The sequence below is a fragment of the Rhizobium sp. GCM10022189 genome (assembly GCF_042656325.1).
GTDB lineage: Bacteria > Pseudomonadota > Alphaproteobacteria > Rhizobiales > Rhizobiaceae > Rhizobium.
Genome location: NZ_JBHSOR010000049.1, coordinates 371,146 through 383,806, shown reverse-complemented (window position 1 = coordinate 383,806; position 12,661 = coordinate 371,146). Strand labels below are relative to the sequence as shown.

General features: G+C 63.5%; 12 protein-coding genes. 6 read left to right on the top strand and 6 right to left on the bottom strand.

Features of this window, described 5'->3' with window-relative positions:
* Nucleotides 1-11 precede the first annotated feature (11 nt).
* Nucleotides 12-1,508, bottom strand: a complete 1,497-nt coding sequence (locus ACFPWW_RS22975) for an inorganic phosphate transporter (protein WP_377313318.1) — start codon at nt 1,506-1,508, stop codon at nt 12-14.
* A gap of 62 nt (nt 1,509-1,570) precedes the next feature.
* On the bottom strand, nt 1,571-2,083 hold the full coding sequence (locus tag ACFPWW_RS22970; protein ID WP_112570959.1) for an NUDIX hydrolase: 513 nt from the start codon (nt 2,081-2,083) through the stop codon (nt 1,571-1,573).
* Nucleotides 2,084-2,354: 271 nt separating this feature from the next.
* Here ACFPWW_RS22970 and ACFPWW_RS22965 point away from each other — a divergent pair, with 271 nt between their 5' ends.
* Nucleotides 2,355-3,230 (top strand): LysR substrate-binding domain-containing protein, encoded by an 876-nt coding sequence (locus tag ACFPWW_RS22965; RefSeq protein ID WP_112759324.1) that lies wholly within the window; start codon nt 2,355-2,357, stop codon nt 3,228-3,230.
* 94 nt (nt 3,231-3,324) lie between these two features.
* Nucleotides 3,325-4,482, top strand: a complete 1,158-nt coding sequence (locus ACFPWW_RS22960) for an adenosylhomocysteinase (RefSeq protein WP_377313316.1) — start codon at nt 3,325-3,327, stop codon at nt 4,480-4,482.
* 117 nt (nt 4,483-4,599) lie between these two features.
* Here ACFPWW_RS22960 and ACFPWW_RS22955 read toward each other — a convergent pair whose 3' ends face one another.
* Nucleotides 4,600-5,496 carry a LysR family transcriptional regulator gene (locus ACFPWW_RS22955; RefSeq protein WP_377313314.1) on the bottom strand — a complete coding sequence of 299 codons (897 nt, stop codon included), beginning with the start codon at nt 5,494-5,496 and terminating at the stop codon, nt 4,600-4,602.
* Between the two features lie 137 nt (nt 5,497-5,633).
* Between ACFPWW_RS22955 and ACFPWW_RS22950 the strand changes: the two genes are divergently transcribed.
* From ACFPWW_RS22950 to ACFPWW_RS22935, 4 genes are read left to right on the top strand one after another with little or no spacing between them, the layout of a single operon-like run.
* Nucleotides 5,634-7,073 carry an FAD-linked oxidase C-terminal domain-containing protein gene (locus tag ACFPWW_RS22950; protein ID WP_112759327.1) on the top strand — a complete coding sequence of 480 codons (1,440 nt, stop codon included), beginning with the start codon at nt 5,634-5,636 and terminating at the stop codon, nt 7,071-7,073.
* Complete coding sequence (gene glcE, locus ACFPWW_RS22945; RefSeq protein ID WP_377313312.1) at nt 7,070-8,275, top strand: glycolate oxidase subunit GlcE; 1,206 nt, start codon at nt 7,070-7,072, stop codon at nt 8,273-8,275. The genes ACFPWW_RS22950 and glcE overlap by 4 nt, the downstream gene beginning before the upstream one ends.
* A gap of 1 nt (nt 8,276) precedes the next feature.
* Nucleotides 8,277-9,587, top strand: coding sequence for a glycolate oxidase subunit GlcF (gene glcF / locus ACFPWW_RS22940; protein WP_377313310.1), 1,311 nt, complete (start codon nt 8,277-8,279; stop codon nt 9,585-9,587).
* A 49-nt stretch (nt 9,588-9,636) separates the two neighbouring features.
* Nucleotides 9,637-10,077, top strand: coding sequence for a hypothetical protein (locus ACFPWW_RS22935; RefSeq protein ID WP_112570977.1), 441 nt, complete (start codon nt 9,637-9,639; stop codon nt 10,075-10,077).
* A gap of 74 nt (nt 10,078-10,151) precedes the next feature.
* Here ACFPWW_RS22935 and ACFPWW_RS22930 read toward each other — a convergent pair whose 3' ends face one another.
* The 3 genes from ACFPWW_RS22930 to ACFPWW_RS22920 all read right to left on the bottom strand — a co-directional run bounded on the left by ACFPWW_RS22930 (nt 10,152) and on the right by ACFPWW_RS22920 (nt 12,514).
* On the bottom strand, nt 10,152-10,832 hold the full coding sequence (locus ACFPWW_RS22930; protein ID WP_112754873.1) for an outer membrane protein: 681 nt from the start codon (nt 10,830-10,832) through the stop codon (nt 10,152-10,154).
* Nucleotides 10,833-10,952: 120 nt separating this feature from the next.
* The gene (locus ACFPWW_RS22925; protein ID WP_112570980.1) at nt 10,953-11,624 is read right to left on the bottom strand and encodes a L,D-transpeptidase; all 672 of its coding nucleotides are present in this window, start codon (nt 11,622-11,624) and stop codon (nt 10,953-10,955) included.
* 137 nt (nt 11,625-11,761) lie between these two features.
* The gene (locus ACFPWW_RS22920; protein ID WP_377313307.1) at nt 11,762-12,514 is read right to left on the bottom strand and encodes a L,D-transpeptidase; all 753 of its coding nucleotides are present in this window, start codon (nt 12,512-12,514) and stop codon (nt 11,762-11,764) included.
* Nucleotides 12,515-12,661: the final 147 nt, after the last annotated feature.

Sequence of the window (12,661 nt, the reverse complement as noted above, 5' to 3'; positions counted from 1 at the left end):
GAAACCCTGACTCAAATGAAGAGCGCGAACATAGCCCAATAAATCAGGGCCGCAAGCGCGGCGGAAACCGGCACGGTGATGATCCAGGCGCCGAGGATCGTCATGAAATGTGAGCGGCGGACGAGATAGCGCCTGCGCACTTCGTGGACGTTCGGCTCCGGCTCGTCGATTTCCCAGGTCTCGGCCTTGCGGCGGATGAATTCGATGCGGCGCTTCGAATGGCGCGTGTACCACTCGCGGAAGAAGCCGACGCCGAAGACCGAGCCGACGGCGATATGCGTGGTGGAAACCGGCAGGCCGAGCCATGAGGCGGCAATGACGGTAAAGGCGGTCGAAAGCGCCACGCAATAGGCCCGTGTCGGATTGAGCTTGGTGATCTCCTCGCCGACGAGCCGGATGAGGCGTGGCCCGAAAAGCAGGAGACCGACCGAAATTCCGAAGGCGCCGATCAGCATGACCCAGAGCGGCGGCTGGCCGACGGCGCCGCCATTGGCGATGCCGGCCGAATGGACGATGGCCGAGAGCGGGCCGACAGCGTTGGAAACGTCGTTTGCGCCATGCGCGAAGGAAAGCAGGGCGGCCGAACCCACCAGCGGAAAGTGGAAGAGTGTCCGAAGCGAGCTGTTGCGGTTCTCCAGGTTTTCCGCCTGTCGCAGGATGAGGGGCCGCACAGCCAGCCAGCTGACGAGCCCGGTGCCGATTCCGACCAGAAGGATCGTCAGCGCCGGATATCGGCCCTCCGGCGCGAGCTGCAGCATCATATAGGCCATGAAGCCGCCGGCCATGGCGGCGATCATCACCGGGACCCAGCGCCGGGCGGCGGCAATCTTGTCCTCACGATAGACGATGAGGGTTTTGACCAGGTAGAGCAGTCCGGCGGCGATCAGCCCGCCAAACAGCGGCGACGTCATCCAGCTTACGGTGATTTCCAGCATCACCCGCCAGTTGACCGGCTCGAATCCGACCGCGCCGATGCCCGCGCCGATCACCGCACCCACGATCGCGTGCGTCGTCGAAACCGGTGCGTTCATCCAGGTGGCGAGGTTGATCCACAATGCGGCGGCCGTCAGCGCCGCCATCATGATCCAGCCGAGCGTCGCCTGCGGTACCTGCACCGTATCGACGATGCTGGAGGAAATGGTCTTGACGACCTCGCCGCCGGCGATCGTCGCGCCCAGAACCTCGAAGATCGCGGCGACGATCAGCGCCTGCTTCATGGTGATGGCGCGCGCCCCGACGGCAGCGCCCACATTGTTGGTCACGTCGTTGGCGCCGATATTCAGGGCCATGTAGGCGGCAAGTGCCGCGGCCGCGACCACCAGCACCGCGCCGGACCTGTCGAACACATAGACGCCGGCAAAAAGCATGGCGAGGCCGAGAAAGATCAGGCCAAGCCCCGGTGCCACCAGCCGTCGCGCGACATACTTCGCCGCATCCTCGACATGCGTGACCTTGTCGAGATCCTTATCAAGCGTACGTTTGGTCAGGACTGGGTTACGTTGCGGCATTCTCTTTCCCGGCGGTGCCCTGCTTTTGCGCTGCTCTTTTTAGCAGCGCAAGATGGCAATACTCATTCCGCCGGAATTTGTTTCGGCAGAGTGCCGGAAAGCCGCTCCGCCATGCGCCGCTTGAAGGCAAGGAAGAGGTTGCGCAGGTCGGGTTCGTTCACGCGCTTCACGGCCTCGTCGCAGGAAACCCACTCGATGGTCCGTTCGCCCTTTTCCTTGAAGTTTTTCGCCACACCCGTCACCTCAAGGGCAAAGACCTGAACCTTGCAGGTCACTTTCAGGCCGTCGCGCAGAACCTTCGGGTAGCTGTAGTGGCCGAACGTTTCGGTTTCGACCGTCCCGCGTATGCCGGCCTCCTCGAAGGCTTCCTGGGCTGCCACCTCATAGGCGTGCTTGCGCGCCATCGGCCAGCCCTTGGGGATCACCCAGCGACCGGTGTCGCGGCTCGTCATCAGCAGAACCTCGACATCGCCCGTCTTCTTTTTCACCCGGTAGCAGAGCGCGGCGTACTGCTGTCGCGGCGGACGCCGGAACATGAGTTGCACATCGGAAGCCAGGCGGGCGAGAAGGGTCAATTGTCGGGTCACCTTTAGGGTCTTTGTCTGAGTCGCTGTTATATTAGTATCATATGAAAAGCTTGCGCGATCCATACGTGCAAAGCAAAACAATTACGATTTGGTTCATTGTACGTACATAGGAAAAATCGAAGCGGGACAGGTTCGGGAATTCCGCCATTTCCTGTCTCGAATGCGTCGCCTTGCACACCTGTACAATATGGTCAGATCTTGCATTCCGTTCAATGCTGAGATCAGGTGATCCACCGCGATTTTCTGGAATGTGGTAACTATGCGACTTCCGCCCTTGAATGCGATCCGCGCCTTTGAAGCCGTCTGCCGGCACGGCAGCATTGTGAGGGCGGCCGAAGAGCTGGGCGTGGTGCGCGGCGCCGTGCGCCAGCAGATCGCAACGCTCGAAGATCACCTCGGCAGCAAGCTCTTCGTGCGCGATGGTCGCAGGCTCCTTCCGACCGAGAGGGCAAGCGCCCTCGCCGAGGCGGCCGGTACTGCCCTGACCATCTTGAAACGCGCCGCCGATGAATTCGAGGAGGCGGGCAGGCAGGCCATCCGCCTCGGCGTGCCTTCGGCCTTCGCCGTCTGGTGGCTGATGCCGCGCGCAGCCGACATGCAGGCAAGCCTGGGCAGTGTCGAGGTCGATATCGTGCCGATGACCGTCGTCGAGCCGCTGTCCCGGCATCCGGATTTCGACGCCGTCATCATGGGCGGCGAGCAGCGCTCCTCGGCCGGCACGGTGGAAACGCGCTTCATGGAGGACGAGTTCGGCCCGGTTGCGACGCCGGCGCTTGCGCGGGAACTTGCGGGCAGGCCCGAAGCCCTGGCCGACGTCGCCATGTTGGCAAGCCGCAGCGCGCCAGGACTCTGGGCCGAATGGTTTGCCGAAAGCGGCACGCCCCCGGTTGCCTTTGCCCGCCGGCGCGAGTTCGAGGACCTGCTTCTGGCGCTGGGTGCGGCCCGGTCCGGCCTCGGCGTTGCGCTGGCGCCGAAAGCCTCGATCGAGGACGACCTCAACCGCGGCATCCTGGTCGCCCCCTATGGCTTCATTCGCCGCCCGGCGGGCTACAGCCTCTGCTGCCGCATCCCCGATGCAAAACGTCCGGCCCTCGTGGCGCTCCGCAACTGGCTGTTGCGCTCGGGCAGCGCATGAGAAAGGGCAGTTTTTCTGCCCTTTCACCAGAAATATCTCCATGCCGGCCCGATCTTCCCTCCGTTAGACCAGAGGGAGGCGAAAGGGGCATGAGATGGAAAAAGCTGCAACACGCATCGACTGGATCGGCAACGGCTGCCGGTTATTGAAGAAAACCGCGACGGAATTCGAAAAGACGCGGCCCTTTGACGGCCTGTCTATCGGCACGGGCATTCATCTGGAGCCGAAGACGGTCGCTCTGCTGATGACGCTCAGGGCCGGCGGCGCGCGCCTCGTCTGCACCGGCAACCTCAACAGCACGCAGCCGGCAACCGTCGATTTCCTGCGGTCGCAGGGCATGACCGTTTTTGCGACCCAGACAACCGATCCCGTGGCGCATCGCCAGAGCCTTGAAGCCGTGATCGCCGAAAAGCCGGATCTGCTGCTGGACAATGGCGGCGATCTTTTCGCGATTGCCGCCGGCAGGCCCTATGCCGACCTGCTCGGCGGCACGGAAGAAACGACTTCCGGCCGCAACCGGCTCGTCCCGATGCGCGAGAAACTGGCCATGCCGATCCTCGTCATCAATGACAGCCCCATCAAGCAATTCGCCGAAAACAGGCACGCCGTCGGCCAGAGCCTGTTCGAAAGCTACATGCGCTTCACCAACCGCTCGACCAACGGCAAGCGCGTGACCGTCTTCGGCTACGGCGCCTGCGGCAAGGGCACGGCCGCCTGCTTCCGCAACGCCTTTTCGACGGTGAGCGTCGTCGATATCGACCCCGTCACCAGCCTGGAGGCGCATCTCGACGGCTTCGTCACGCCGCTGCGCGAACAGGCGATCCGCTCTGCCGACATTATCGCCACCGTGACAGGTTTTCCCGATATCGTCACCGCCGCCGACCTGCCGCTCATCAAGGACGGTGCGATCCTGATGAACGGCGGCCATTTCCCGCATGAGATCGATCTATCCGCCTTCCGCAGCCATGCCGACGTCATCGGCATCGACCGCTACGAGGCCGACCATATCGAGACCTTTCACCTGAAGGACGGCCGAACCTTCCATGTGCTCGGCGGCGGCCACATGGCCAATCTCGCCGGTCCGCGCCCGCTCGGCAATTCGGTCGAATCCATGGATCTCGGCTTCACCCTGCAGGCCCGCTGCCTGGAGCGCGTGGCAAAGGGCGGTGTCGGCCCCGAATCCTGCATCGTGCCCGTGCCTGCGGATATCGATGCGATGGTGGCGAACGCCTATCTGGACCTGGCGCGCTAAAGCAATCCAGGGCCATCGAACCCGTCGATCTCGGCGAAGCGCTGCGCCGCGCGGCTGAGGGCGCTGCTCGATCTCGTCATCGAGAGGCCGGCACGGTAGTCGCGGGTCTGTGTGACCTCAGCGTTCCCAATAGGGAACGGGGCCGTAGAGCTCTGCCAGAAAATCGATGAACAGACGCACCTTGGCCGGCAGGAACTGCCGGCTCGGATAGACCGCCGAGAGCGTGACATTGTGCGAGCCTTCATAATCAGGCAGCACCTGCACCAGCCTGCCGTTCTTCAGCTCCTCGCCGATATCCCAGGTGGAGCGCAGCGCGATGCCGAGGCCGGCAATGACCGTCTCTCGGATGACCTCGCTGGAATTGGTGATCAGCATGCCCTCGGGCCGCAGGCTGAAGGCGCCGTCCGGTCCGTCCAGCCGCCAGACGTCGTTGTTGTGGGCCGGCAGGCAGCGGTGCTGTTTCAGCTCTTCGATATGTTTGGGCATGCCATGGGCCGCAATATAATCCGGCGAGGCGCAGAGCACCCGGCGCACGGGAGCGAGCCGGCGCGCGACGAGGCTCGAATCGGTCAGTTCCGCAATCCGGATGGCGAGGTCGAAGCCGCCGCCGACAATATCGCTGAACTCGTCGGTCAGCACCAGGTTGATCGCAAGTTCCGGATGCGCTTCCATGAAAGCCTTCAGATGCGGCGCGATATGCATGCGCCCGAAGGAAGTGGGAGCGGAGATCTTCAGCGTTCCGTGCATCTGCGCCGAGCGGCCGGAAATATAGAATTCCGCCTCTTCCAGTCCCGCCAGGATGCCGAGCACGCGGTCGTAGAAGCCCTGGCCGGCTTCCGTCAGCGAAATCTGCCGCGTCGTGCGCTGCAGGAGCCTTGTGCCGAGCCGGTCCTCCAGCCGTTTGATGCGCTTGGAAACGACGGCCGGAGAAAAGCCGAGCGCGCGCCCGGCAAGCGACATGCTGCCGGTCGAGACGACCTTGGCAAAGATTTCGAGATCACCCAGATTGGTCATAAGCTTTTACAACTTTTTCCCTTTTTGGCATAAGTGCTTAACATTTGCGCCGGTTTCGGGAAAGTGCTAAGCCGAAAGAACCGGTCACAGGGAGGATTTGTCGCCGGCTTCCGTCATGTTGGCCGAGGGAGATCGCCATGTCCGACGCCATTTCGTTTCTCGCTCCGCGCCCCGAAGTCCTTGCCCGCCGCAAGGAAATCGTCGCCGATCTCGTCGATCTCCTGCCGCCCGAATGCCTGATCCACGAAGCGCGCGAACTCGTGCCGTTCGAGACCGATGCCTTCGTTTCCTACCGCCGCCTGCCGCTTGCCGTCGCTTTGCCGCGCTCGACGGCGGAAGTGGCAACGGTGATGAAATACTGTCATCGCTACGGCATCCCGGTCGTCCCGCGCGGCGCCGGCACCTCGCTTTCCGGCGGCGCGATCCCGCAGGAAGATGCCGTCGTGCTCGGCCTGTCGAAGATGAACCGCATCCTGGATATCGATTTCGCCAATCGCTGCGCCACCGTCCAGGCGGGTGTGACCAATCTCAACATTTCCGAAGCCGTCTCGGCGGACGGTTTCTTCTATGCGCCCGATCCGAGTTCACAGCTTGCCTGTACGATCGGCGGCAATATCGGCATGAATTCGGGTGGTGCCCACTGTCTGAAATATGGCGTGACGACCAACAACCTGCTCGGCGTCAAGATGGTGCTGACCGACGGCACCGTCGTTGAGCTCGGCGGCAAGGCGCTCGATGCGGCCGGCTACGATCTGCTGGGCCTCGTCTGCGGCCATGAGGGCCAGCTCGGCATCGTCACCGAAGCGACGGTGCGCCTGATCGCCAAGCCGGAGGGCGCCCGTCCCGTGCTGTTCGGTTTCGAAAGCTCGGAAGAGGCCGGCCGCTGTGTCGCCGATGTCATTGCCGCCGGCATCATCCCGGTTGCCATCGAATTCATGGACAAGCCGGCAATCGAAATCTGCGAGGCCTTTGCCCATGCCGGCTATCCGCTCGATGTCGGGGCGCTGCTGATCGTCGAGGTCGAGGGATCGGAAACGGAAATGGACGACATGCTGAAAAGCATCGTCGATATCGCCCGCAAACACGGCGTCAAGACGGTACGCGAATGCCAGTCGGCAACCGAAGCGGCGTTGATCTGGAAGGGCCGCAAATCCGCCTTCGGCGCCACCGGCCGCATTGCCGACTATATCTGCATGGACGGCACGGTGCCGCTGAGCCAGCTGTCCTTCGTGCTGCAGCGGACCTCTGAGATCGTCGCAAGCTACGGCCTGCGCGTCGCCAATGTCTTCCACGCCGGCGACGGCAACATGCATCCCTTGATCCTTTTCAATGCCAACGATCCCGAAGACGCGGCAAGGGCGGAAGCGGCCGGCAACGATATCCTCAAACTCTGCGTCGATGCCGGCGGCTGCCTGACCGGCGAGCACGGCGTCGGCATCGAAAAACGGGACCTGATGCGCCACCAGTATTCCGAGGCCGATCTTGCCCAGCAGATGGCCGCCAGATCCGCCTTCGATCCGCAATGGCTGCTGAACCCGTCCAAGGTCTTTCCGCTCGAGGGGCGTTCGGCTGCATGATCGATCTGGTGCCGGCAAGCGAAGAGGAGGCCGCGGTGCTGGTCCGCGCCTATGCCGATCAGGGCCGTCCGCTCGCGATCTGCGGCGGCGATACGCGCTCCGGTTTCGGCAATGTCGTCAAGGCGGACGATCGCCTGCGCTCGACCGGCCTCACCGGTATCGTCGCCTACAATCCCGGCGAGATGGTGATGACCGCAAGGGCGGGCACGCCGCTGGCCGAGGTCGAGGCCGCCCTTGCCGAAAACGGCCAGATGCTCGCCTTCGAGCCCATGGATCATCGCGCTCTCATGGGGACTGCCGGCGAGCCGACGATCGGCGGCGTCTTTGCGGCCAATGTCTCCGGCCCGCGCCGTTTCGTGGCGGGGGCTGCGCGCGACAGCCTGCTTGGCATCCGTTTCGTCAACGGCAGGGGCGAGATCGTCAAGGCCGGCGGCCGGGTGATGAAGAATGTCACCGGCCTCGATCTGGTGAAGCTGCTTGCCGGTTCGCATGGCACGCTCGGCTTCCTGACGGAGGTGACGTTCCGCGTGCCGCCGCGCCCCAAGACCGAGGAAACCGTCGTCATCTCCGGCCTCAACGATGCCGAGGCCGCACATGCGATGGCGGCGGCCATGGCTCTGCCGGTGGAAGTGTCGGGTGCCGCGCATCTGCCTTTGACCGTCACCTGGAAATTCCTTTCCGGCAGACTGCCGGAGGGCGAGGCAACGGTGTTGCGCATCGAGGGCCTGCCCGGCTCGGTGGAATCGCGGGCAGCCAAGCTTCTGTCGGCCATGGCGCCCTTCGGGCAGGCCGTGAGGCTCGATCCGGCGGCAAGCCGCCAGCTCTGGCGGGAAATCCGCGACGTCGCACCCTATGCCGACGCAACCGCGCGCCCTGTCTGGCGCGTTTCGGTGGCGCCCGCCATCGGCCACCAGCTGGTGGCAGCGCTGAGGCTCGAAGCCGGTGTCGACGCCTTCTACGACTGGCAGGGCGGCCTCGTCTGGATGCGCATGGAAGCCGATCCCGAGGCCGATCTCGTCCGCCGTTTCGTCAAGGCGCTCGGCGGCGGCCATGCGACGCTGATGCGTGCGCCGGCTGCGGCGAGGGCGGCGATATCGGCGTTCCACCCGGAGGAGGCGGCGGTTGCCTTGCTGTCGCGCCGGGTGAAGGAAAAATTCGATCCGGCAGGGATCTTCAATCCCGGGAAGATGGCGGGATACTGACATGCAGACCAATTTCACGCTCGCCCAGCTGGCCGATCCGCATGTGGCCGAATCCGAGCAGATCCTGCGCAAATGCGTCCATTGCGGCTTCTGTACCGCCACCTGTCCGACCTATGTCACCCTCGGCAACGAACTCGACAGCCCGCGCGGGCGCATCTATCTCATCAAGGACATGCTGGAAAACGGCCGTGCGGCCGATGCCGAAGTGGCGACCCATATCGACCGCTGCCTGTCCTGCCTCGCCTGCACCACGACCTGTCCTTCGGGCGTCGACTACATGCATCTGGTCGATCACGCCCGGATTCACATCGAAAAGACCTATAAGCGGCCGTTGATGGACAGGCTGACGCGCGCCATCCTGGCGGCGGTGCTGCCCTATCCCGGCCGTTTTCGCGCGGCACTCGCGCTCGCCCGTATCGGCCGTCCCTTTGCCGGCCTGATGCGCGGCGCCGCACTGAAGCCCTTTGCCGCCATGCTGGCGCTTGCGCCCCGGAGCGTGCCCGCACCGTCGCCTTTCGCCAGGCCCGGCCGGCATGAGCCGCAGGCCGAGCGCCGCGGCCGCGTCGCCATCCTCACCGGCTGCGCCCAGCCCGTTCTCGACCCCGCCATCAACGAGGCGACGATCCGCCTTCTGACCCGCCTCGGCGTCGAAGTGGTCGTCCCCGAGGGCGAGACCTGCTGCGGCGCTCTCGTCCATCACATGGGACGCGAAGAGCAGGCACTCGCCTCCGCGCGCGCCAATGTCGACGTCTGGACCCGCGAGATCGAGGCCGGCGGCCTCGACGCGATCATCATCACCGCGTCCGGCTGCGGCACGACGATCAAGGATTACGGCCACATGCTGCGCCTCGATCCCGCCTATGCCGGCAAGGCGGCGCGGGTTTCGGCGCTTGCCAAGGACATTACCGAATATCTTGCCGGGCTTGACCTGCCGGCACACATGCCGAAAGGCATTACGGTCGCCTATCATTCGGCCTGCTCCATGCAGCACGGCCAGAAAATCACCATGGCGCCGAAGCACCTGCTCAAGGCGGCGGGCTTTACCGTGCGCGATCCGGCCGAAGGCCACCTCTGCTGCGGCTCGGCCGGCACCTACAACATCCTGCAGCCGGATATTTCCGCGGCACTGAAGGCCCGCAAGGTCAAGAATATCGAGGCGACCAAGGCCGATATTGTCGCCACCGGCAACATCGGCTGTATCACCCAGATAAGGTCGGGCACAGCGACGCCGATTCTGCACACTGTCGAGCTCCTGGATTGGGCTTATGGTGGTGCTGTGCCTGAAAAATTAAGGGATTTGCCACTAGCCTGAGAACACCGATTCATTGGCGATTTCGGCGGCGATCTCAGGAGCTTTGGCTATGTGGCGTGGATTGATGGTGCTTGCCGTATTGCTCGGCGCAGCTGGCGCGGCGCGGGCCGACGTCAGGTATTTCTGTTCTGCAGACGACAAGGATGTGCGCTTTACGCTCGAAAGCGCTTTTGAAGACGCTGGCGGCCACAAGCTGATCCATTTCCGCGGCGCGCTCATGTTCAAGGACGCCAACAAATCCAAGAACTTCGGCAAACGGATCCTCGAATCGCAGGATCTGACGAATCGCTGGTCGCGCGACGGCGATCTGCGCCTGGAAGTCTTTGCCACGGACGGTACCGATGCGGAAAGCGAATCCCTGGATCTCGCGGTTCTTGCCAGCCAGCACGGCAAGACTTCGTCGAATTTCGGCGGCACCTATGCCTTGCGGCTCGAAAACAAGGCCAACTTCTTCGTCGTCGAAGGCAAGGTGAGCTGCGGCACCAAATAGCCCCGCAAGATCATCTCATTGTTGCGCGCAAGTCCGGCAAAATCGCCAGGCGCCTTTGCGGCTCTTGGCCCGGATTACCAGTGGTAGGAAATACCGACGTTGACCGCGTTGGTGACGATATTCGTCTTCAGGCGGTCGCCGCTGTCGATCGGAACGTCGACGCGCGAATAGGTGCCCTTGTATTCCACGAAGGTCGACCAGTTGTCGGTAACGCGGAAATCGACGCCGGCCTGCGCCTGGAAGGTCACGCCGCCGAATTCGTAGTCGAAGGTCGTACCCTGAGGACGGGTGACTTCGACATGCGGGATGTTCACGCCGACGCCGGCGCCGAGATAGGGGGTCCAGCGGCGGGCCGGGTCCTTGAAGCGGTAGAGGCCGTTGACGGTCAGAAGGTTCAGGCCGTCGGTGAATTCGAAATGCGTCCAGCCGGGCGTGCGCGCCATGGTATCGTCGTCGGCATAGACCTTGTCATGCGTGTAGTCGACGGAGACGCCCCAGTTCGGCAGGTTGAAGTCGCCCAGCCACCAGGTAACACGACCGCCGTAATAGGGCGGGCTGCCGAAGGACTTGCCTTCCCATCCGGCGCTGAACGAAGTGCCGTCGGAAACGTCGACATGGCTGTGCGGCGCCGTCTGGTAGCCGCCGTAAATGGAAAATTCCAGGTCTTCGGCCGAAGCCGTGCCAGCCACCGAAGCCAGGGCGGAAAACGCTACGCCCGCCAGAAGCAAGGTGGAACGACGCAATCTATATGCCATTGAATATCCCCGAAGTACCCAAAAGGTTATCAGTTCGATTCTGTGGCAGAGTTCTGTGTCACGAACTTAACAAAGAGAAAGGCGCAGCGCGTGCGCCTTCATTTTTGCAGGCAGTGTTGCTTAACCGCCGAACATGGTGCGCAGGATATCGATGCCCTTGTCCTGGAAGGCGACGTTGCCCTGCTTGTTGCCGGGGCCGACGACGATGACCTTGGTGCCGACGGAGACGCGGTTGTAAAGATGCGTCACGTCGTCGTTCATCATGCGGATGCAGCCGGACGACATGTTGAGGCCGATCGTCCAGGGCTGGTTCGTGCCGTGAATGCGGAAGATCGTGTCGCGGCCGCCCTTGTAGAGATACATGGCGCGCGCACCCAGCGGATTATCGGGGCCGCCGGGCTGAACCGCCGGAAGCTTGTGGCCTTCGCGGGCCTCGCGGGCGCGCATCTCCGCCGGCGGCGTCCAGCTCGGCCACTCGGCCATGCGCCCGATCGTTACGACACCCGACCAGCCGAAGCCGTCACGCCCGACGCCGATGCCGTAGCGCGTGGCGCGGTTGTTGCCTTCCACGAGATAGAGAAACTTGTTGTTGGTATCGACGATGATCGTGCCCGGCTTTTCACTGGTGGCAAGGCGAACCACGCGCTTGCGGAACTGCGGCTTGATCTCGCGGGTCTGCTTGACGCCCCGCACGGCGTCGGTTGCGGTCATGACCGGTTCGGCGTTGACAGTCACAACCGTACAGGACAGCGCAACGGCTGCCGCCGCCGCGAGCCTAAGAAACTGCTTCATTTTCTATACCCTCTCCTTCAGGATCGCGTAGAGGCTAGTCAAATCGGTTTGAATTTCAAGTCGGAGAGGCGCGGGATACGATTTTTTGTAGCGCGGCGGGCCGCTGTTCTTGCCGCCCGCTGCCTATTATTTGCTCTTTACATCACGATGACGCGCGTGCCGACGTTGACGCGATCGTAAAGGTCGACGACATCCTCGTTGCGCATGCGGATACAGCCGGAGGAGACGGCGCTGCCGATCGTCCAGGGCGCGTTGGTGCCGTGAATGCGGTAGAGGGTCGAGCCGAGATACATGGCGCGCGCGCCAAGCGGGTTCTCGGGGCCGCCATCCATGCGGGCCGGCAGGTAATGGCCCTTGGCGGCTTCGCGGCTCACCATGTCCGAGGGCGGTGTCCAGTCCGGCCATTCCGCCTTGCGGGTGATCTTGTGGGCGCCTGCCCATTCGAAGCCGGGCTTGCCGACGCCGACGCCATAACGACGAGCCTTGCCTCCATCCATGACGAGATAGAGGAAGCGGTTATTGGTATCGATGACGATGGTGCCGGCTTTTTCCTTCGTGTCGTAATCGACGACCTGCGGCAGGAACTGCGGCTCGATCCGCCCGCGGATGACCGGAATGCCGGGCCGGACGGCCGACACGGTCTGCGGCACCGGCTGCGGCGCGCGCTGGATGATCGCGCGGCGCTGCTGGAAGAGGCCGCGCTGCTGCACGACGACCGGCCGCTGATAGACGACCGGTCGGACCGGGCCGCCGCCGAGCTGGTTGATCCAGGGTGCGGTCAGGTCCGGGCTCAGCACCACGGGCGGGCGGGAGGCATATCGGTCGTCTGCAAGGGCGGCCGTGGAGATAATGCCGAGCATGGCTGCGGCAAGGACAAGGGGTTTCATCATCGGACGAACTCTCTACAAATGACCGAAAATGTGCTGGCGGAATTGTCCGCCTGCGGTCATGCTGCCACCGCGCCCGCCAGCGAATGGTAAATGCGGATTCATTAAAAGACGAAGCGCCGGATAAACTTTTCGTCAGGGTTATCGTTC